This window comes from Chroococcidiopsis thermalis PCC 7203, assembly GCF_000317125.1.
Classification (GTDB): Bacteria; Cyanobacteriota; Cyanobacteriia; order Cyanobacteriales; family Chroococcidiopsidaceae; genus Chroococcidiopsis; species Chroococcidiopsis thermalis.
In genome coordinates this window covers 604799-622487 of the sequence record NC_019695.1, presented here as the reverse complement: position 1 = coordinate 622487, position 17689 = coordinate 604799, and the positions used below count along the sequence as shown (strand labels likewise).

Here is a 17689-nt window from a genome sequence, read left to right as displayed (position 1 = left end):
ACCTACTCCCCACTCTCTGCTTCCTGGTTCTCTGCTCCTCTGCTCCCTGCTCCCTGCTCCTCTGCTCCTCTGCTCCCTGCTCCCTGCTCCCCGCTCCCTGCTCCCTGCTCAGTCGGCTGCGGTAAACTTTGTTGAGTACTAAATATCACCTGTCCGTTTTGGGTTGCCAGTAGCTCCACAGCTATAGGTCCAGCAGTGTAAATATTCTGAGCGGCGATCGCTTTCAATTCTAGCGGGCGATCGTAGCTCTGGAGTTGCTCGAAAAAGCGAATTAGGGTTTGGATACGATTGTCGGCAATCAGGAGATTCTCATCTAACACTCCGGCACGTTGAGCGCTAAATTTAGCAGCTTCTAACAACAAATCTATCCGCTGTCTCACTTCTCTAGTTGTCATTACTGCTGGGTTCGCTTCGATCCTAGATAAGACTTCTCCAGGTTTAAAGACTTGTTGATTCAGTGCCACATCAGCAAAAACTTGCACGGAACTTTCCCCTACTACATAATTATTTGCAGCAAGAATGCGGACAAGATAATCTTGCCCATCGTCAATTTGCTTGATGAGCTGTTCGACTTGTTTTTCCGAAATTTTGACAACCCTTTGGGAAATTTTTTCTACTCCAGGTTGAGTTTGATTCATCGCATTACGGTTAGCTTCGCGCAGAATTTCTTCGATAGCTTGACGAGCGGCTGAAGGACGAACGATGCGCACTACCCGCGCCGCTAGTACTTGACCCCTGACTAATGCCAGATTCCCTTGGCGCAGCAGTTGTAAGTTCCTTGCTAAAGCAATTGCTTCTTTTTCCAAATCTTTCAGCAAAGCTTCTCTTTGGGCAATACTTAGGTCTCGCCGCTGAATTTCTGCGTCTAATTTGGCAATTTCTCGGTCTTGCTGGTTAATTCTTGTTTTGAGTTGGTTTCGTTGGGCAACTAATGCTTGCAGTTCTTTCTGGTTCTGTTGAATTTCTTGACGCAGCTTGCGTGCTTGCCCAGTCACCGTATTCAGTTGCGCTTGAGCTTGCTGATATTGCGAGGAGATTTGCTTAAGTTGACTGCGAGTCCGGTTGAGTTGAGCTTGGGTTTGTACTTGTTTAGTTAACGCTGCCCGTAAAGACTGATTAATTTCTTTCAACCGCTTTTGGGCTAGTGCTTGCTGTCTTTGAGCTTCTATCTGCTGAGCTTTCTGTTCTTCCCTGGCTTGAGTCAGTTCTTGCTCGACTTGAGTTTTGGCTTTGGTAGTTGTTTCTAATTGCTGGCGAGTTTCGGTTAAATCTTGTCGCCTTAATTCCAGCAATCGTTGTACCCTACCAATCTCAAAGATCCCATCTCGCAACCTCTTGTCAAAAGCTAGCAAAACCCCCAAAGTGGAAAAAGAAATCACCATCCCAGTCAAGATGGTAATCAAAGTAGCTGTGTTGCGGGGGCGCAGTTTAAACAAACTCAGCCGCGCTTTGCCTACTTTCGTGCCGATGCGATCGCCCACCGTCGCGATTACACCCCCCAAAATAATAATTGCTGCAATCCAGATGAATCCGGTGGACATTTCTTGTTGCGATTTACGTCATCCAGATACAGCCTATCCTAATAATGAAGGAGTAGGGAGTCAGTTATCAGTGACCAGTGACCAGTGACCAGTGACCAGTTAGTTATTTTATCTCCTCTGCCCACCTGCACACCTGCTTCCTTGTCTCCCTTGTCCCCCTTGTCCCCCTTGTCTCCCTTGTCCCCCTTGTCCCCCTTGTCCCCCTTGTCCCCCTTGTCCCCCTTGTCTCCCTTGTCTCCCTTGTCCCCCTTGTCCCCCTTGTCCCCCTTGTCTCCCTTGTCTCTCTAGCCACCAGCCACCAGCCACTAACCACTAAGTAAACTGCTGACTCAATATGACGGGGTTGTGAACGGTGATTTTCTTTTTGTGGATGGAGATCATGTTTTTATCGCGCAAGTCTCCTAGCAAGCGGGTGACGGTAACGCGGGTAGAACCAATAGCTTCTGCGATCGCCTGATGGGAAAGCTTGAGATCGACCGTGATCCCATCTGGACTGGGAAGACCGAAATCGCGGCACAGAATTAATAAGAAACTGACCAAGCGCGAACCCATATCGCGGTGAGCCAGGGTTTCAATCATCATTTCTGTCTGCAAGATCCGCGAAGATAAGCCCCGCAGCATTAACATTGACAGATCGGGATTTTCTTTCAGCGCTTGCTCGACTTGCTCGATTGGTGCTGAGAGTAACTCCACTGGTGTAAAAGCTACTGCATGATAAAAGCGATCGCTACGATTGCCTGTCAGCAGCGACAGCACGCCGAATACGCTATTTTCTCGCAATAGTGCAACGGTGATCTCTTCTCCTGCTTCATATACTCTAGACAACTTCACCGCGCCTTTGAGTAAGAAATAGACCCGTTCTGCCGGATCGCCAGGAAAAAATATTGTTTTGCCCCGTTCAAATACTTCTACGACTGGTGGAAACGAACCTGCTCCTACCTGCCGAAATACCTGTGCTAGCGGTCTATCTTGCGTCACGACCATATTCCTTGCCCAACCAGATGTCCGTAAAGACTACACCAGATAACATCATCATTAAACAGATCGAGTCAAAATCCAGAAGATCTGCTCTTTATGCATCTAAATCAGAATCTTCCAGTTTTTTTGTATTCAAAGCTACAAAAGCTTGAATAGACCGCAAATAACTCGATTCCAAAGCAAAAATGGCAAAGTATTGTATCCTCTAATCTCAATTACTTAGCATGAAAACTACTTGCCAATATATCTTAAGTGAGAATAAGGCATTTTACTTAAATTCTAGCTAATTGATTTGAAAAAGTTGTGAGTAGTGAGTGACTAAGTGGCTAGTGGCTAGTGGCTAGTGGCTAGTGGAAGTAGTCACTGATGGAACTAGACTCTTTTCTAGTGACTAGTCACCAGTCACTAGTCACTGATATAGGTGTATGCTGCTAATGTGTTTCCTGACGTAGCCTGACACAGTTTGTATGCTAGATTTAACTGGAAAAAATGCCCTTGTAACTGGCATAGCCAATAACCGCTCCATTGCTTGGGGGATCGCCCAACAGTTACACAAAGCTGGTGCAAACCTGGGGATCACCTATTTACCAGACGAACGCGGCAGGATGGAAACAAAAGTTGCCGATCTAGTAGCTCCCCTGAACCCCAGCCTGTTTTTGCCCTGTGACGTGCAGAATGAAGCGCAGATTCAATCTACCTTTCAGGCGATCGCAGAAAAATGGGAGAAATTAGATATTCTAATCCATTGCCTTGCCTTTGCTAACAAGGATGACTTGAGCGGAGATATCAGCGGTACTTCGCGATCGGGTTACGCTAAAGCTCTAGATATTAGTGCTTACTCTTTACTGCAATTGAGCGGAGCTGCTAAACCCCTGATGACAGCAGGGGGTAGTATTGTCACTCTTACATATTTAGGCGGCGTGCGAGTAATTCCTAACTACAACGTGATGGGAATTGCTAAAGCAGCTTTAGAAATGAGCGTGCGGTATCTTGCATCTGAAATGGGACCGCAAAACATCAGGGTGAATGCTATTTCCGCCGGTCCAATTCGTACCCTAGCTTCTTCAGCAGTAGGTGGAATCTTAGATATGATTCATCATGTCGAGCAAGTTGCTCCCTTGCGTCGCACAGTCACGCAAACTGAAGTGGGTAACACCGCAGCTTTCCTGTGCAGCGACTTAGCTAGCGGGATCACGGGTCAAGTGATATATGTCGATGCTGGTTACGAAATTATGGGTATGTAAAAAAGAAACCTACCCAATACCTGGGTAGGCGAAACTGTTCAAAACTATTTTTGGATTGAGTTGTCTTGTATAGGGAGCAGAGAGCAGAGAGTAGGGAGCAGATGAAATTGATTTGTCCTAACCTTTCCGCGCTCTACTATACTCAATTGTCTTGTAATAACTTATGTTAAAAACAATATTATTATCATTGATATATTTGCTTTAGATTAGAGATATAAAATCTTTCTCTAAAACCAAATTAGCCGTAACCGATCGCCAGTAACTATTCTGCAATTAGCATCGCCAACCAGTTACAAAAATCATCTAGACAAGCAACCAAAAAACCAGCCATATAACCGATCGCGTAAGCTTGCTTGGTGAAGTAATCGACAACGCGATCGCTCGATTTAGTAGGTGAGAGAGATTGTACTGGCTGAAAGTTTGTCATAAATTTGAAGTGGAAAATTTAAGCTTTTTTCCAGCTTAATCAGTCTTGGCTATTTTAGCCCGCTCCACTATGTAGATATTATCAAAGCTTTAGAAACTAGCAAGAGTTTGTAAAATCTTAAAGATGTGAAGCTTTGAGGTAAAAGCAAACACTTTCCGCCATCCCCCGATCAACCTCCTTCCAATCGCCAGCCGAAGGGAATAATCTGCTGGGCAGTAGTAGTAGCAGCAGCGTTATGATGAGATTTTGTCTCTCCGTCTAAGACTTTGATCACCTTTTGATAGATATCTTCTGCTTGTTGAGGGGAGTCACCGATACTTGTCAAGCCTAGTTTGCCAAATTCTGACAGACAACCCATCAAATGAAAAACAGTCCCCGTTTCCGTTCCTGTGTCGAAGTGCAAGCGGTGAGAAGCGATAATATCCATTAAATCATTTGGTAATAGACCTCGATAGCGTTTCTTATGTAAATTGTCGGTAGCAACATAATACTTTGCTCGCCCTTGTTGGCTGTAGAATAGTCCGGTTGAAAGGTCATAGCGCCCGTTAGTTAATAACTTTAATGTCATGAAAGGATGGGTCGTTCCACCTTTACGAAGGTTGATTTCTATTGCTTGCAAGTCCCAGTTACCATCAGCTTGCTGTACAGCCATGAAATCAATGCCAAACCGTTCTAAAGCACCTTTTTTTGCTAAAGTCCAGCCAATTTTTAAACCCAAATCTTGTAACTGCACTCGATAAGCTTCGTCAGCGGGAAACCGACAGCCAAGATAAATTTGTCCGTCTGGACCACCTAAAATCTGGTCGTGAGTAGAGAGAATTTCAACCGTGCCATCAGGTAAAATTCGACCTTGAACGCTGGGCGATCGCTTCACTTCTCCTTCAACAAACGCTTCAACAATTGCTCCTAATTCGGGAACGCGGCTAGCATAATTTGTCCAATTTTCTGATGTGGCTTGAAATCGCAAAGAAGGTAGACTATCTTTGATAGCAGCAACGCGATCGCCATGAGAAATTTTTCCTGGGGCAAATTCCTGTAAAGGTTTTAGGTCGAAAAGAGCATTTGCTTCGCCAGAAATTCCCTCATTTAATTTGACCACCATGCGTTTGAGATGCGGTTGGCGTTCCCATAATTCAGCAGTTGCTGTGGCTAAATCGTCTACACTATCGAGGCGATCGTGACACCCATCGGGATGAGGCACGCCACTCTCAGCGAAAATTTGCCGACTACCGCTTTTTGTCCCCCAAATTGTGAGATCGGGATCGGCAGCATAAAGAGGAATTTCTAACTTGAGAGATAACTCTCTTTCCCAAGGGGAAGTGTTGTAACAAATCATAAACGATTGATCCCGCCGCAGTGCTTGCTTAATTCGCTCGATCAGGCGGGGTCGTTCTAAAATTTTTTGAGTCAGTGGTTTGAAGGAAGAATCGTAGGTAGATAAAAGTAATAAGCGATCGCGGGCGTGAGAAAAAGGAATGCCTGGTAACAGTTGTAAGTAATAATCGATGACGCTGGGATGTAGGGGCTGAGATGTAATATAAATCAGTCGCGTGCGGGGATTTTGCAAGCGAATTAACGAAAACAGCAGGCGTTCTTCGTAATGCAACACGCCTTCAATTTTTTGAATCTCTCGCTGATCGACACTCAGAGAGGGAATGACTAAAATATCTCCGTCACTTCGATCGAAGCTTTCTACATTTTTCCATCGATCGCGCAACTGCATTTGTAACTGACGAAATGTTTCTACCTGTGTCGATAGATGACGGTCTAATATCTGCATTGCCCTTGCCCTTCAATCCTTGGCGATCCCGCTAATTGCGATCGTACTACAACCACATTTTTTGCAATATATGTCCTAAGGAGCAATCAATAATTCTCAACAATTAACTATTGCGGATACAAATATCCATACACCAAAAGAGCGATCGCATTCTGTATCTGTTTCCACCTTCAGACTGAATAACCGCAATCGAACAATTAGCTAAATTAAGCGGAGTGAAATCATTACAAATGTCAAATTTAGGAGAAAGTTTATGCCAGAAGAACAAACGTTACAACCTCCTCAACAGCAAGAACAAAGACCAGGAAAAGAGTCCGAAATGACTCCTCAACCCAAAGCCGATGACTCTAAATATCGTGGTAGTGGGAAGTTGCAGGGTAAAGTAGCGCTAATTACTGGCGGCGATAGCGGCATCGGACGGGCAGTAGCCATTGCTTATGCTAAAGAAGGCGCAGATGTGGCAATCCTCTACTTGAACGAACACGACGATGCGAAAGAAACAAAGCGTCTCGTAGAAGAACAAGGTAAAAAGGCGGTGGCGATCGCGGGCGATATTGGCGATGAAAACTTCTGTAAGCAAGCCATACAACAAACGATTGATGAATTTGGCAAACTCGATATTTTGGTGAATAACGCCGCCGAACAGCATCCCCAAGAAAGCATCGAACAGATCAGCGCCGAACAATTGGAACGTACTTTCCGCACCAATATTTTTAGCATGTTCTTCATGACAAAGGCAGCAATGCCTCACTTAAAAGAAGGTAGCGCGATCGTCAATACAACTTCTGTCACCGCATATCAAGGCAATCCAACACTGTTAGATTACTCTTCCACCAAAGGCGCGATCGTTGCCTTTACGCGATCGCTATCCAAGAGCTTGATTGAAAAAGGCATTCGCGTCAATGCCGTTGCCCCTGGTCCGGTTTGGACTCCCCTAATTCCTTCAACTTTCCCAGAAGATAAAGTTGCCAATTTTGGTAAGCAAGTCCCGATGCAAAGACCCGGACAGCCAGAGGAAATTGCCCCCAGCTACGTATTTCTCGCCTCAGATGACTCTTCCTATATTGCAGGTCAAGTGATTCATCCCAACGGTGGTACGGTTGTCAACGGTTAGAATAGACCTCCTGCATGAATCAAAAACTATAGATGTCATTCTGTTGGCGAAGCCTTCCCGAAGGGTACGAAACGTAGTGTAGTGAAGAATCACCGAAGATATTTCGCTTCGCGTGTGGATGACAAATAAAGTATTCACGCAGGAGGTCTAATGTTACGGTGGGAGTCGGGAGTGGCTAGTGCCTGGTGAAGAAAGGGTGTGGGGTGTGGGGTATAGTGGATTGCTGGCTGGTCACTGGTCACTGCTCCCTGCTCCCTGCTCCCTTCCTGGTAAAATATGACAGTTGGATTCTGTGGCGGTCGTGATCGAGCGTTATACTCTGCCCGAAATGGGCGAAATCTGGACGGAGACATATAAATTTAAGACGTGGCTGCAAGTAGAAATTGCAGTGTGCGAAGCACAGGCGGAACTGGGATATACCCCAGCAGCAGCGGTAGCAGAAATTAAAGCAAAGGCAAATTTTGACCCCCAAAGAATCTTAGAAATTGAAGCAGAAGTTCGTCACGATGTCATCGCTTTCTTGACAAACGTGAATGAATATGTTGGCGATGCAGGGCGCTACATCCACTTAGGCATGACAAGTTCGGATGTACTCGATACAGCGTTGGCGCTACAACTTGTCGCTAGTCTAGATTTGATTTTGGCACGGTTAGCAGATGTCATCGCTGCCATCCGCAAACAAGCACAGCAGCACCGTCACACGGTAGCAATTGGGCGATCGCACGGAATTCACGCCGAACCGATTACATTTGGCTTTAAGCTAGCTGGTTGGTTAGCCGAAGTCTTGCGCCACCAAGAACGCCTCACTAGGATGCGAGAAGAAATCGCTGTGGGGAAGATTTCCGGTGCGGTAGGAACTTATGCCAACATTGAGCCGCGCGTGGAAGCGATCGCCTGTGCTAAACTCGGACTCAAGCCAGATACAGCCTCAACTCAAGTCATTTCTCGCGATCGCCACGCCAATTTTGTCAATCATTTAGCACTCTTAACCGCCTCCATCGAACGCTTTGCCGTCGAGATTCGCAACCTCCAACGCACGGATGTACTTGAAGTAGAAGAATATTTCTCCAAGGGGCAAAAAGGTTCCTCAGCCATGCCTCATAAGCGCAACCCGATCCGTTCCGAACGCCTCACGGGGATGGCACGGATGGTGCGCGCTGCCGCTGTAGCAGCTTTAGAAAACGTTGCTTTGTGGCACGAACGCGATATTTCCCACAGTTCCGTTGAAAGAGTAATGCTACCAGATGCTTGCATTTTGACGCATTTTATGTTGAAAGAAACAACAGATCTGGTGCAGAATCTGCTGGTGTATCCCGAAAACATGGCGCGAAACATGAATGTTTACGGGGGTGTTGTCTTTAGTCAGCGAGTGCTATTAACTTTAATCGAAAAAGGCATGAGCCGAGAAGAAGCTTATGCGATCGTCCAATCCTGCGCCCATCAAGCTTGGAACACACCAAGCGGAAATTTTCACGATTTGGTGGCAAAGGATTCTCGGATTGCCCAAACACTTTCACCTGAAGAAATTGAAGCTTGTTTCGATCCCCAGCATCATCTACAACATTTAGAAGAGGTATATCAAAGATTGGGGATTTAGATAAGATAAAGAAATTCTGGATTTCGATCGCGCAAAGACGCAAAGATGCTAAGAGGTTGCTTTGCGCCTTTGCGTCTTTGCGTGACATTTTTTGAAAACCCTTGGGCAGGAGAATAGCTAACTTTAGGAGATAATTGAGTTTAGATGTTGCGATAGTAGAAATTTTAGCGGCGCTTTCGATTTCGGCGGCGGCGGGAATTAGAATTACTTTGCCTTTGCTGGTTCTAGGATTGTTGCAGGGGGAAGACTTTTGGTACAACGTTCCCATTTTATCTAATATTTATCCGCCAATCGTGTTAGGTATTCTGATAAGTTGTTGTTTAATTGAGTTAATCGCCTCAAAAAATTTGCTCGGTCAGCGCTTGCTGCAAATCGCATATTTACCACTCTGCCCAATTATCGGAGCTATATTAGCGATCGCGCTTATTCAAGGTGTACCAAAAATTTTAATTGGCTTAGTTGGCGGCTTTGTGGCTTTACTCTTACAACTGATCCAAGCTGGGTGGTTTTATCGTTGGAATCGTTTTCCTCTTTGGCTATCTTTTCTGCAAGATAGCTTGTGTATTTTCCTCGTTTATTTAGCTTTGAAAGCACCACAATTAGGAGGTATTGTAGCGCTGATTCTTTTGGGGTTAGCTGTCAATAGTTACAAAGAATTAAGGCAATGGTATCTTAGGCAATATCAATCTCGACGCGATCGGTAGAGAATTAATTAACATGCATAATCAGTAGGGGCGCACACCTATGCGCCCCTACCAGCATCGTACACGCAATTTTTGAAATTGTAATTCAAGGTTTTTGCAATTGCATATAACTCAACAACCAATTAGCAACTGTAGCGCGGCGAGTTTGACGTGGACCAAATTCACCAATTTTGTAACCTTTAAAACCCAATTGTTCTTTTAATAATTGCTTGTTTTCTGACGGAATCGAACGAGTCAGCTTAACGCTGGCTGGGCGACTATCAATGAAATCTGGGGGCGTAGTGGGATACTCGTCACGCCATTCTGGAGCTACATTTGTAGTATCCCAAACATTATTTGTTTCGTTGTAACGATAGCCTAGATAGTGCCAAACTAATTGATTCACCATATTATCGTCAATTTCTTCATTCAAAATCGCCCAAATCGTTTCTGTGTTAAGTGGAGGTATTGACATATAGCAGTTTTAGTTGTCAGTTGTCAGTTGTCAGTTATCAGTGACTCGACCGAAACATCTAGCCATTAGCCACCAATTACCAATTACCAATTACCAATTACCAATAAAATTATCCTCCAATATGTAGACGAGAATTCCCGTTAAAACGAGCTAGATTCCCTCTTAGACGATCGCAAACTAGGTAATTTCATGAAGATTGCATATCTTGGCTTAGGGATTATGGGTAGCGGGATGGTGGGTAATCTCCTCCAAGCCGGACATTCGGTTACAGTCTGGAATCGGACACCGGATCGCTGCACTCCTTGGGTAGAAAAAGGCGCGACTCAAGCCAATACGCCAGCACAAGCAGTAGCTAATGCTGAGATCGTCATGTATTGTTTGAGCAATGAAGAAGCGATCGCAGATACGGTTTTTGGTGAAGATGGTATTCTTTCTGGGGTGCATCAGGGACAAATTGCGATCGATATGAGTACCGTTCATCCAAATACAAGTCGGCGGGAAGCAGTTGCATATGCAGAGAAGGGTATAGAATTTATCGATGCACCCGTTTTTGGCAGTAAAAATGAGTCTGCGGCTGGTGGTTTGTGGATTGTTGTCGGTGGCAAGAAAGAAGTTTTTGAAAAAGTTAAACCCATCCTCGAACCCTTAAGCGAAACCATTCATTATATGGGCGAAACGGGCATGGGCGCGACAATGAAATTAGTTGGTAACGCAGTTGTAATTTCCCAAATTGAAGCCCTTGGGGAAGCTATGATCTTAGCCAAAAAAGCGGGATTAAATCCTCAAGATGTACTCGATGTTTTGCACGTAACTGATTTTAAATCACCCATTTTTGATGGGATGGGAAGTACGTTAGTTAAAAGAGATTTTAGTACGAGTTTTGCCTTGAAGTGGTTGTTAAAAGATGCAAATTTAATCGCGCAACTCGCCCAAGATAATAATTCTCCTATTCCCGCGATCGCACTTGCCCGGGAGACAGTTAAAGCTGCGGTAAACCACGGCTGGAGCGAGGAAAATGCTTCAGCAGCAATCAAAGCTTTGGAATTACAAGCGGGAATAGAAATAAAATAAACAGCTAAATAATCTCAAACTCCAAGCGATCGCTCTGAAGAAAATTATGGGTGAAATGGTCTACTACATTCGTATCGGATAATTCTAAATTATAGAAATCTACCATTTCATGCTCGAAATATGGTCCAGCGTGCCAAGTTCCTATTGCTAATTTAATAAAACAATTCCCAGGAATCCGAAAAGCCTTTATTTCTTCTAGTGCTGGTGTATTGACATCATTATTAGGAGGTGCAACGGCAATTAACCAATCTTTTCCTGCTAACGAACCCAAACACTGAGTGCATTTTACATGACGAGTTATGGTATGAAATTTTCGCCCTCGTCGCTGTAACCGCATAATATAAAATCGCGGTATACCATCTTGCAAATTTAATTGAGCATCGTTTGAATCGTAAGCTTTACCATCGTGACTGGGAAGAATTAATTGCCCATAACGCTGAAATTTTTCCTGCGTCACCCACTCAGCCTGTAATTGTTGTACTGTATTTGCTGTAGTCATTTCTTTGTGCTGCTGTGGTTTGTTAATTATAACAGGGAGCAGGGAGTAGGGAGTAGGGAGCAGGGAGTAGATAAACCATTTTAAAGTATTATAAAATACCATTTTTAATAAATAAAACGTATAAGTAACTAAATTGGTACTCCTTAATTGAAGGGACGCGATATGTTAGAAATCAGTCGGCGTAAATTTTTACTCTACGGTTCGGCTGCATTGAGTACGAGTTTGTTACTCAAGGCTTGCGGCAATTCTAATCCTACCCAAACAAGCAACAGCCCCACTGCTGCGGGGGGTGGTGAAGGATTTAAGGTGGCGATCGCCCTGCCTGGGGTAAGATCGGACAAAGCTTGGAATCAAGCAGGTTACGAAGGCGTAAACATCGCCAAACAAAAGCTGGAGGCGGAAACGGCTTACGTCGAACAAGTCGCGCAACCAGATCAAGCCGAGGCTTTGTCAGACTTCGCCCGTCGCGGTTTTAACGTCGTCTTCGCCCACGGGGGACAATTTGACGCAGCAGTGGAACAAGTCGCAACTCAGTTTCCTAAAACGTTTTTTGTCGCCGTGAATGGTTCTGTAAATGCAGAAAACGTAGCTGCATTACGCATCGATCATTTACAAGCTAGCTATTTATGCGGCATCATTGCGGCATCAATGACAAAATCAAATAGATTAGCTTATTTAGCCGGACAATCTTTTGAGGCTACATTACAAGAATTGCGCGGGTTTGAGTTAGGGGCAAAATCTGTTAAACCTAACGTACAAATCAGTTCTAGTTTTACAGGCGATTGGAATGATATTGCTAGGGCAAAAGAAGCAACTTTGGCAATTATTTCATCGGGTGCAGATGTGATTTATCAATGGTTGGACAATTCATCTCCAGCAGTATTACAAGCAGCTAGCGATAAAGGAATTTACGCTTTTGGCAATACGACAGATCAATTAAATGTTGCGCCAAAAGCAGTTTTAACAAGTGCTTTAAAGCGCATCGATCTCGCGATCGCCTTTCTTGCCGAACAAGCAAAAAACGGTCAAATTAAAGGTCAAACCTATGCCCTTGGTTTAGCAAGACCAGATATTTTAAATTTAGGTAAGTTCGGTCAAATGGTTCCAGAAGGATTGCAAAAAAAAGTTCTAGGTACTAGACAAGCAATTATCGATAATAAAATTACATTTGAAAATTGTCAGGAAGGTGGAAAAGAGACGCGATGCGTGAAGACAGCATCGACATGACTTATTTACGCCTAGAAGGAATTACTAAACGCTTTGGTTCGTTTGTGGCTAACGATAACATTAGTTTGAGCGTGGCTGCTGGAACGATTCACGCGCTTTTAGGAGAAAATGGCGCGGGTAAGTCTACTTTAATGAATATTCTCAGCGGACTTTATCAGCCGGATGGCGGGCAAATTTATTTAGAAGATAAACCAGTTTTAATTAATTCCTCTAATAAGGCAATTCAACTTGGCATTGGCATGATTCACCAACATTTCATGCTCGTACCGCAACTCACAGTCACAGAAAACATTATTTTAGGAACGGGCGATCGCTTTAATTTAAATTTGCGACATAAACAACAAGAAATTACTGAATTATCTCAAATTTATAGTTTAGAAGTCGATCCAAAAGCAAAAGTAGGAGATTTGCCAGTAGGGGTACAACAGCGAGTAGAAATCCTGAAGGCTTTGTACCGTCAAGCCCGGCTATTAATATTAGATGAACCGACAGCCGTACTCACACCCTCAGAAGTTGAATCTTTAATTGCAATTTTACGACAGCTAGCAGCAGCCGGACAAACAATTATATTTATCAGCCACAAGCTGGAAGAAGTCATAAGTTTATGCGACACCGTAACTATATTACGGCGAGGTCAAGTCGTAGCAAATACCACAACAAAAGCTTCTAGTCCGCAACAGTTAGCAGAATTAATGGTAGGACGAGAAATTGTTTTACAGTTACATAAATCTGCAACTTCTCTAGGAAAAAAAATATTGTCCGTACAGTCTTTACAAGTGGAAGACGATCGCGGTGTTGCCGCAATCAGAAATATTTCGTTTCAACTTCATGCAGGCGAAATTCTAGGTGTTGCTGGAGTTGATGGGAACGGACAGCGAGAATTAGCAGATGCGATCGCGGGTTTGCGTTCTGTAAAAGCTGGAAAAATTTGCTTGGATGGACGAGACGTGACGTTATGGAATCCACAAAAGCGAGTTCGAGAATTACAAATAGGTTATATCCCTGAAGATCGTCAAACAATGGGTTTGATAATGGGGTTTAGTATTGCAAATAATTTAATCTTAAAAACTTTTATACAGTTACCTTTTGTGAGGCGTTTCTTGCTACAAAAACAGGTTATAGAGCAAAATGCCGAGACTAAAATTCAGCAATTTGATATTCGCGCTTCTGATGGGAATGTGAAGGTAAGCCAGCTATCAGGTGGAAATCAGCAGAAAGTTGTCTTAGCACGAGAATTAGATCGAGAACCATCATTGATTATCGCCATGCAACCGACGCGGGGGCTAGATGTGGGGGCGACAGCAGCAGTACAACAACAATTATTATCTCAACGCGATCGCGGTGCGGCTATCCTCTATATTTCTACAGAATTAGAGGAAGTTATGGCAATGAGCGATCGCATAGCAGTCATATATCGGGGCGAATTTATCGATGTTTTAGATCGAGAAAGGGCAACAATAGAAACAATTGGGTTATTAATGGCTGGAGGAAGAACCCCAATCTAGTTTTCTGGCTCAAACATCTCTTTTGCAGCCGCACAAACCGGACATACCCAATCATCTGGTATATCCTCAAATTGCGTACCTGGTTCTATTTCTGCTTCTGGATCTCCTGCTTCTGGATCGTAGATGTAACCACAGACGCTACAGATATATTTCTGCATTTTTCAGCTCCAGCATGAAATTATATATGCTGTAGGGGCGCACAACTATGCGCCCCTGCAAAACATAAAAAGAAATTATACGGTCATTTTTGATTTAGACCAAATGCCGTTTTCATCTTGCTCGAACTGTTCGCGCACTACATCCCAAGCGTGATGTTCGGCTTTGGATTCATCGCCAGATTGAGCGAGTTCTCTGTTGTAATTAGCAACGAATAGTCTTTGTGCGTCTTCCGATAGATGAGACCGGATTTCGGGAGACAAATGGCTAGGATCTTCAATTTGTCCTTTTCCAAAGCGCGGTAGAGGCGTTTCATTAATATGTACTTCTTCACCACCAGCACTTTCAAGTAATAGTTGAATCTCGCCAGATTTATTTGCGGGAACCTCAACACCTACCATAAAATCACCCGCTTCGATGCGAGTTTGATAAATTGTGGCTTTATCTTCTGGCATTCCTAGAGTCGCCAAAGCAGAAGCTAAACCCGCACCCGCACTACCCGCGATCGCACCAGTAGCAGCACCTAACAAAGCCGCACCAATGGGACCTGCTGCTACCAGCGTACCAACAAAAGGTACAAATAACACTCCTACTCCTGTCAGCAAACCAAGAGCTGAACCAAACAGAGAACCAAAAATTGCTCCTTGTTTCAAGCCACCTAAAATTACATCTTTCTTCGTTAGAAAGCCAGCAATTTTAGTTTCCGAGTGGAAGTTTTTCCCAATTACAGAAATGTCATCGCGGGAAACACCCCGATCTAGCAAACGGCGAATGACATTATCGACTTGTTCCTTCTCTTTGAAAATTGCCGAAACAGTACGCTCAGCCGTTGTAACTGCTGGTTGAGTTTGCTCTCCTGTAGCCGTCATTTTGTTCTCCTAGAACAGATTTTTCACGCTATTTCATTTAGGAGAATACCAACCTCTAAATTCCGTGCCGTCGCCCTTAAGGTTGATTAGTAAAGTTTATACCTGGAGTTCAATTGCAGACTAGAAGCGAACCCACCTGCGTTGAAAACGGCTGAAAACACCTGCCGCGATCGCCACTAACAGTAAAATCCAAATAATACCACCAGGGAGAAACGTGATAATTCCCAAGCCGCGCAACACCCAGATTGCGATCGCGGTTAGTAAAAGAATTATAAATAAACGTAAAGCCAGATTTTGCGATTTCGTAAAGCGATTTATTTTTTTCATCTGCGGTTAATTTCTGAATCTACCTCATCCGATGCAGTGGGCGATCGCACGTTGGATAAATCCAATCCGGCAACTTGGCTCAAATCCACGGTAATATTTTCTTCGGGATAAGAACGCAATAGATTGATAATATTCATCCCATCGTATTCTCGCGAAGCCAGAGAAACAGCAGCGTGTAATTGCTCTACTGTCATGTCGGGAAAAGCTAACCCTAAAGCCGCTAGCAGTTGTTTCCCACTAGCAGAACGTTGCCAGCGTTTCATCGAACGGTCAAACTTTTTCGGATCGAGATCTAAACGGCGATTTAACGTATCTCTCACATCATCCGTCAGCCAAGGCGCGTAGAGTTGCAAGCTACCCGATAACTTTCCCTTCTTAGCAAAGCGCTCTAAATCCTTCATTTCGATTTTCTGCTCGAACGAGCCTAAGCGAAAAGTTACCGTCTCTGCTGCTGTAGCTGCTGGTATGATAGCGCCCCAACAGAGGAAGAGTGATAGTAATCCGATTTGCGATCGCTTGAATTTCATCGCAGCCAATTATTAAGGAATAAATCTAGCTTAGCTTCAAGTGAGTGGTGCGTGAGGAAGGGGTGTGGGGACAAGGGGGACAAGGGGGACAAGGGGGACAAGGGGGACAAGGGGGCAAAGGGGGACAAGGGGGACAAGGGGGACAAGGGGGACAAGGGGGACCCCGCGACCGGAGGGAGTGGGGACAAGGGGGCAAAGGGGGACAAGGGGGACAACTACCAACTACCAACTACCAACTACCAATGACAACCAGATGATAAGAAAATCGAAAAAACTATCACCTTAACTGAATGCGGAGCTTATCGTATTACAAACCCTACCACTGAATTTTGTGGTGGAATGCGATCGCGTGACTCACTCAGAATCAAAGACAGTTATGATGAAGCGACTGATAGCAAGTATCGTTAGCATTTGTTTCGTACTGGTAGCGTGTCTGTCCTTTCCTGAAATCGCCCAAGCCAAAAGCTGCACTTTACGAATAATTGGCTGGGAGGGATATATGGATGCCTCTTTTGCCAAACCATTCGAGCAAAAATATGGTTGTAAAGTCATTCCAACTTATGCAGGCTCCTCAGATGAGATGTATGCCAAGATTAAAGCCAGTAAAGGCAAGTCATACGATCTCGTCACTGCTTCGGGAGACTTAACCAAACGCTTATATGATGCCAATTTAGTAGAGGCGATCGATTTAAGTTTAGTCCCCAACTACAAAGATCTATTCCCAATTTTTCAGCAACCAGCGTATAACACCTTTGACGGTCAAGCCTATGGTGTTTCGATTGCTTGGGGACCAGATTTTTTGATTTACGACAAATCCGTCGTCAAATCTGAACCGCAAAGCTGGGATGTCCTCTATCAACCAGAATATCAAGGTAAAGTATCTCTACCTGACTATCCCATCTTCAATGCTGATGTGGCGTTGTGGAAAGGTAGCTCTAATATCTACGACATTAGTAAAGAACGGCTAGCAACAGAAATTAAACCCGATCTTTTCCGCTTGCGTCCGCAGGTCAGAAAATTCTGGAATAGCCAAGGAGAGTTAGCCCAACTCTTTTTAAATAAAGAAATTGCTCTGGCGTGGGGTTGGCCCGTAGCAATTGAAGAACTAAAACGCGCTAACTTTCCTGTAGGAGCGACTATTCCTCAAGAAGGAACTACTGGATGGAGCGATTCTTGGATGTTACTCAAAGGCTCTCCCAACAAAGAAATCGCCCATGCTTGGATGGATTATATGCTGACGGGAGAAGCTCAGAAACCTATGACAGAGGTTACTGGCTACTGGGCTGTTTCTAAGCAAGTTTTACCGCTACTCACCGCCGAACAGCGTCGTGACTCCCATCTAGAAGACATCGAAAACTACTACAGCCAAATCCACTTCTGGGAAACCGTACCTAATTACGATGACTGGGTAGCCTTGTGGAACGAGTTTCGAGGACAGTAAAAATGAAAGAACTATGGCTGCGCCATAGTTCTTTCATCCTCTAAGGTACGGTAATCCTACCTCAGTGACAGGTTAGGGCTGGGTTAGAAGCGATAAATTAGTAAATGTAGTTGGTGCAAAGCAAATAGCTAGCACGGTGTCAGAATTAAACGCTATAAGCAACTGCAAATCATTTGGAGTTATTACTAAGGGCAAATCGTATTACCCTAAAGGAAATAAACCAAAGTC

20 protein-coding genes are annotated in these 17689 nt (G+C 44.3%); 9 read left to right on the top strand and 11 right to left on the bottom strand.

Annotated elements, in window-relative coordinates:
• Nucleotides 1-2: 2 nt before the first annotated feature.
• The 3 genes from CHRO_RS02755 to ntcA all read right to left on the bottom strand — a co-directional run bounded on the left by CHRO_RS02755 (nt 3) and on the right by ntcA (nt 2525).
• Nucleotides 3-1541, bottom strand: a complete 1539-nt coding sequence (locus tag CHRO_RS02755; RefSeq protein ID WP_015152652.1) for a DUF3084 domain-containing protein — start codon at nt 1539-1541, stop codon at nt 3-5.
• 103 nt (nt 1542-1644) lie between these two features.
• Nucleotides 1645-1854 (bottom strand): hypothetical protein, encoded by a 210-nt coding sequence (locus CHRO_RS31530; RefSeq protein ID WP_219336064.1) that lies wholly within the window; start codon nt 1852-1854, stop codon nt 1645-1647.
• On the bottom strand, nt 1854-2525 hold the full coding sequence (ntcA, locus tag CHRO_RS02745) for a global nitrogen regulator NtcA (protein ID WP_015152650.1): 672 nt from the start codon (nt 2523-2525) through the stop codon (nt 1854-1856). Before ntcA ends, CHRO_RS31530 begins: the two co-directional genes overlap by 1 nt.
• A gap of 461 nt (nt 2526-2986) precedes the next feature.
• Between ntcA and fabI the strand changes: the two genes are divergently transcribed.
• Nucleotides 2987-3763, top strand: coding sequence for an enoyl-ACP reductase FabI (gene fabI, locus CHRO_RS02740; RefSeq protein ID WP_015152649.1), 777 nt, complete (start codon nt 2987-2989; stop codon nt 3761-3763).
• Between the two features lie 262 nt (nt 3764-4025).
• Here the strand turns inward: fabI and CHRO_RS31525 are convergent, their stop codons facing one another.
• Together CHRO_RS31525 and CHRO_RS02735 are read right to left on the bottom strand one after the other, a co-directional pair.
• Nucleotides 4026-4190 carry a hypothetical protein gene (locus tag CHRO_RS31525; protein ID WP_015152648.1) on the bottom strand — a complete coding sequence of 55 codons (165 nt, stop codon included), beginning with the start codon at nt 4188-4190 and terminating at the stop codon, nt 4026-4028.
• A 169-nt stretch (nt 4191-4359) separates the two neighbouring features.
• Nucleotides 4360-5970 (bottom strand): peptide ligase PGM1-related protein, encoded by a 1611-nt coding sequence (locus tag CHRO_RS02735; protein WP_015152647.1) that lies wholly within the window; start codon nt 5968-5970, stop codon nt 4360-4362.
• Between the two features lie 253 nt (nt 5971-6223).
• On the opposite strand from CHRO_RS02735, the gene CHRO_RS02730 reads away from it, so the two are divergent.
• The 3 genes from CHRO_RS02730 (at nt 6224) to CHRO_RS02720 (ending at nt 9385) form a co-directional block, all read left to right on the top strand.
• Nucleotides 6224-7084 carry an SDR family oxidoreductase gene (locus CHRO_RS02730; RefSeq protein WP_015152646.1) on the top strand — a complete coding sequence of 287 codons (861 nt, stop codon included), beginning with the start codon at nt 6224-6226 and terminating at the stop codon, nt 7082-7084.
• Between the two features lie 301 nt (nt 7085-7385).
• Nucleotides 7386-8681 (top strand): adenylosuccinate lyase, encoded by a 1296-nt coding sequence (purB, locus tag CHRO_RS02725; protein WP_041462743.1) that lies wholly within the window; start codon nt 7386-7388, stop codon nt 8679-8681.
• A 134-nt stretch (nt 8682-8815) separates the two neighbouring features.
• The gene (locus tag CHRO_RS02720; protein WP_015152644.1) at nt 8816-9385 is read left to right on the top strand and encodes a DUF4126 domain-containing protein; all 570 of its coding nucleotides are present in this window, start codon (nt 8816-8818) and stop codon (nt 9383-9385) included.
• Between the two features lie 85 nt (nt 9386-9470).
• On the opposite strand, the gene CHRO_RS02715 is transcribed toward CHRO_RS02720, so the two are convergent.
• Nucleotides 9471-9839: a DUF1823 family protein gene (locus CHRO_RS02715; protein ID WP_015152643.1), complete on the bottom strand. Its 369-nt coding sequence runs from the start codon at nt 9837-9839 to the stop codon at nt 9471-9473.
• 189 nt (nt 9840-10028) lie between these two features.
• Here CHRO_RS02715 and CHRO_RS02710 point away from each other — a divergent pair, with 189 nt between their 5' ends.
• The gene (locus tag CHRO_RS02710; RefSeq protein WP_015152642.1) at nt 10029-10910 is read left to right on the top strand and encodes an NAD(P)-dependent oxidoreductase; all 882 of its coding nucleotides are present in this window, start codon (nt 10029-10031) and stop codon (nt 10908-10910) included.
• A 4-nt stretch (nt 10911-10914) separates the two neighbouring features.
• Here CHRO_RS02710 and CHRO_RS02705 read toward each other — a convergent pair whose 3' ends face one another.
• Entirely contained in the window at nt 10915-11409 is a 495-nt protein-coding gene (locus CHRO_RS02705) for an ureidoglycolate lyase (protein WP_051033320.1), read from the bottom strand.
• Between the two features lie 162 nt (nt 11410-11571).
• Here CHRO_RS02705 and CHRO_RS02700 point away from each other — a divergent pair, with 162 nt between their 5' ends.
• Both CHRO_RS02700 and CHRO_RS02695 read left to right on the top strand, forming a co-directional pair.
• Nucleotides 11572-12636 (top strand): BMP family protein, encoded by a 1065-nt coding sequence (locus tag CHRO_RS02700; protein ID WP_015152640.1) that lies wholly within the window; start codon nt 11572-11574, stop codon nt 12634-12636.
• On the top strand, nt 12633-14141 hold the full coding sequence (locus CHRO_RS02695) for an ATP-binding cassette domain-containing protein (protein ID WP_041462740.1): 1509 nt from the start codon (nt 12633-12635) through the stop codon (nt 14139-14141). The genes CHRO_RS02700 and CHRO_RS02695 overlap by 4 nt, the downstream gene beginning before the upstream one ends.
• Here the strand turns inward: CHRO_RS02695 and rd are convergent.
• From rd to CHRO_RS02675, 4 genes are all read right to left on the bottom strand, one after another.
• A complete protein-coding gene (rd, locus tag CHRO_RS02690) occupies nt 14138-14299 on the bottom strand; it encodes a rubredoxin (protein ID WP_015152638.1) in 162 nt (53 codons plus the stop codon). The two genes, CHRO_RS02695 and rd, sit on opposite strands and share 4 nt — an antisense overlap.
• A gap of 75 nt (nt 14300-14374) precedes the next feature.
• Nucleotides 14375-15166 (bottom strand): ChaB family protein, encoded by a 792-nt coding sequence (locus CHRO_RS02685; RefSeq protein WP_015152637.1) that lies wholly within the window; start codon nt 15164-15166, stop codon nt 14375-14377.
• Nucleotides 15167-15286: 120 nt separating this feature from the next.
• The gene (locus CHRO_RS02680) at nt 15287-15493 is read right to left on the bottom strand and encodes a hypothetical protein (protein WP_015152636.1); all 207 of its coding nucleotides are present in this window, start codon (nt 15491-15493) and stop codon (nt 15287-15289) included.
• Complete coding sequence (locus CHRO_RS02675; RefSeq protein WP_015152635.1) at nt 15490-16020, bottom strand: alpha/beta hydrolase; 531 nt, start codon at nt 16018-16020, stop codon at nt 15490-15492. Before CHRO_RS02675 ends, CHRO_RS02680 begins: the two co-directional genes overlap by 4 nt.
• Before the next feature lie 64 nt (nt 16021-16084).
• Between CHRO_RS02675 and CHRO_RS02670 the strand changes: the two genes are divergently transcribed.
• Together CHRO_RS02670 and CHRO_RS02665 are read left to right on the top strand one after the other, a co-directional pair.
• Nucleotides 16085-16306, top strand: coding sequence for a hypothetical protein (locus CHRO_RS02670; protein WP_219336063.1), 222 nt, complete (start codon nt 16085-16087; stop codon nt 16304-16306).
• A gap of 90 nt (nt 16307-16396) precedes the next feature.
• The gene (locus CHRO_RS02665) at nt 16397-17461 is read left to right on the top strand and encodes an ABC transporter substrate-binding protein (protein WP_181824259.1); all 1065 of its coding nucleotides are present in this window, start codon (nt 16397-16399) and stop codon (nt 17459-17461) included.
• Nucleotides 17462-17689: the final 228 nt, after the last annotated feature.

Excerpts from the sequence above, each read along its gene's own strand:
- CHRO_RS02755 (WP_015152652.1), bottom strand. The coding sequence starts at position 1,541 with ATGTCCACCGGATTCATCTGGATTGCAGCAATTATTATTTTGGGGGGT.
- ntcA (WP_015152650.1), bottom strand. The coding sequence starts at position 2,525 with ATGGTCGTGACGCAAGATAGACCGCTAGCACAGGTATTTCGGCAGGTA.
- fabI (WP_015152649.1), top strand. The coding sequence starts at position 2,987 with ATGCTAGATTTAACTGGAAAAAATGCCCTTGTAACTGGCATAGCCAAT.
- CHRO_RS31525 (WP_015152648.1), bottom strand. The coding sequence starts at position 4,190 with ATGACAAACTTTCAGCCAGTACAATCTCTCTCACCTACTAAATCGAGC.
- CHRO_RS02735 (WP_015152647.1), bottom strand. The coding sequence starts at position 5,970 with ATGCAGATATTAGACCGTCATCTATCGACACAGGTAGAAACATTTCGT.
- CHRO_RS02730 (WP_015152646.1), top strand. The coding sequence starts at position 6,224 with ATGCCAGAAGAACAAACGTTACAACCTCCTCAACAGCAAGAACAAAGA.
- CHRO_RS02715 (WP_015152643.1), bottom strand. The coding sequence starts at position 9,839 with ATGTCAATACCTCCACTTAACACAGAAACGATTTGGGCGATTTTGAAT.
- CHRO_RS02710 (WP_015152642.1), top strand. The coding sequence starts at position 10,029 with ATGAAGATTGCATATCTTGGCTTAGGGATTATGGGTAGCGGGATGGTG.
- CHRO_RS02705 (WP_051033320.1), bottom strand. The coding sequence starts at position 11,409 with ATGACTACAGCAAATACAGTACAACAATTACAGGCTGAGTGGGTGACG.
- CHRO_RS02700 (WP_015152640.1), top strand. The coding sequence starts at position 11,572 with ATGTTAGAAATCAGTCGGCGTAAATTTTTACTCTACGGTTCGGCTGCA.
- CHRO_RS02695 (WP_041462740.1), top strand. The coding sequence starts at position 12,633 with ATGACTTATTTACGCCTAGAAGGAATTACTAAACGCTTTGGTTCGTTT.
- rd (WP_015152638.1), bottom strand. The coding sequence starts at position 14,299 with ATGCAGAAATATATCTGTAGCGTCTGTGGTTACATCTACGATCCAGAA.
- CHRO_RS02685 (WP_015152637.1), bottom strand. The coding sequence starts at position 15,166 with ATGACGGCTACAGGAGAGCAAACTCAACCAGCAGTTACAACGGCTGAG.
- CHRO_RS02680 (WP_015152636.1), bottom strand. The coding sequence starts at position 15,493 with ATGAAAAAAATAAATCGCTTTACGAAATCGCAAAATCTGGCTTTACGT.
- CHRO_RS02675 (WP_015152635.1), bottom strand. The coding sequence starts at position 16,020 with ATGAAATTCAAGCGATCGCAAATCGGATTACTATCACTCTTCCTCTGT.
- CHRO_RS02665 (WP_181824259.1), top strand. The coding sequence starts at position 16,397 with ATGATGAAGCGACTGATAGCAAGTATCGTTAGCATTTGTTTCGTACTG.